Origin of the sequence: Ramlibacter aquaticus, from assembly GCF_015159745.1 — a bacterium.
Classification (GTDB): domain Bacteria; phylum Pseudomonadota; class Gammaproteobacteria; order Burkholderiales; family Burkholderiaceae_C; genus Ramlibacter; species Ramlibacter aquaticus.
The window spans coordinates 1-1276 of sequence record NZ_JADDOJ010000165.1; the positions used below are offsets into that span (position 1 = coordinate 1).

General features: G+C 67.2%; 2 protein-coding genes. Both read right to left on the reverse strand.

Annotation, left to right across the window (positions count from 1 at the left end):
• Nucleotides 1–188: 188 nt before the first annotated feature.
• The gene (locus tag IM725_RS19935; RefSeq protein WP_193782385.1) at nucleotides 189–863 is read right to left on the reverse strand and encodes a hypothetical protein; all 675 of its coding nucleotides are present in this window, start codon (nucleotides 861–863) and stop codon (nucleotides 189–191) included.
• Nucleotides 860–1177 carry a globin family protein gene (locus IM725_RS19940; protein ID WP_227753988.1) on the reverse strand — a complete coding sequence of 106 codons (318 nt, stop codon included), beginning with the start codon at nucleotides 1175–1177 and terminating at the stop codon, nucleotides 860–862. Before IM725_RS19940 ends, IM725_RS19935 begins: the two co-directional genes overlap by 4 nt.
• Nucleotides 1178–1276 lie beyond the last annotated feature (99 nt).

The following is a 1276-nucleotide window of genomic DNA, read 5'->3' on the forward strand; positions in this document are numbered from 1 at the left end:
CCGCGCGCTCCGCGTCAGTGAGCTCGATGTTGCTGGTGCGGGTATATGCATTGGGCATGAGGCATCTCCGAGGATGCCTCATCCCATGCAGTTTTCGTGCCTATGAATTAGCGGGACAGGACACTAGGCCGGGTTCGCACTTCACAAGCTCTGCCCCCGCGCGGACGCAGAGCCCTGAATGTTCTTCGCTAATTCACGAGTGTGTACTGCTCGCGAACGGCCAGCCCGGCATGTGGCAAGTTCACCGCCGTCAGGGCGACGAAGTAGTCCGAGAACCGATACTCCACGCGTGCCGTCTGCAAGGCGCTGGCTCGCAACACAGCCGGCGAAGCGTCGCCCGTCACGCGGGCGGGCGCACCGAACACCTTGGCCATCCGCGCTCTCGCGTCCGACCACGCCTGCTGCGAGCCCGTGTCGTCCAGTCCGCGTCGGTACAGGTCCACGGCGATCAATCGACCCGCCGGCGAAAAACTGAACCAGAGCTCGCTCACTGCCGGGCCCTCCGCCCCCAGGGCGGCAGCCGGTATGCCGCGGCAGCGCACGAAGGGGTAGCCCCGCTGCAGCGTCTCGCACTGCGCGCCGCTCGCCTTCTGCCACTGCTTCACATCGGCCTCGGTGGTCTGGCCGAGCGTCATGCCCAAGGCCTGTCTCGCAGGCGCGGGGACGGTGCCCCGCAGCGCCTGGGACCCCACCTGCCGCAGGTGCGTGACCTGCTCGGCGCTCACCTTGTCCACCGGACAGGGAACGCCCAGGCGGGCCATCAGTTCGCGCCCCCCGCTCGTGTGCAGGGCGCCGATCGCGCCGATCGCGGCGACGATCACGCCCATGCCCGTGACAGAGGCGCCCCAGGCGATGCGCCTCATTGGCAGGTCTGGGCCGTGTTGGGGGCGAAGTACTGCGGCGTCGGGGACACAATGTCGCCCTTCAGCCCGACGAGGGTGGGCGCCACGCGCGCAATGTACGCATCCGGCACGCCGTCCTGCTTCATGACCGCCGCTGCATCCGTGATGAACTGGTCAAAGACGCAGCCCGGGATCCCCAGGTCGGCGTGGGCAGCGACCATGTCGTCGCACATCACCTGCGTGCCGTCGGCCATCACCGGGCCGGGGTAGGTGTAGGGGCCCCCGAAGACGGCGCCGAACTGCAGGTTGGAGTTGACCCGGTTCGGTGGACACATCATTCTTTGTGTTCAAGGAGCCGTAAATGTCCAAGGTCAGACCGCCGTACCCGGCGGAATTCAGGCAGCAGATGGTGGAGTTGGTGCGTGCCGGTCGCA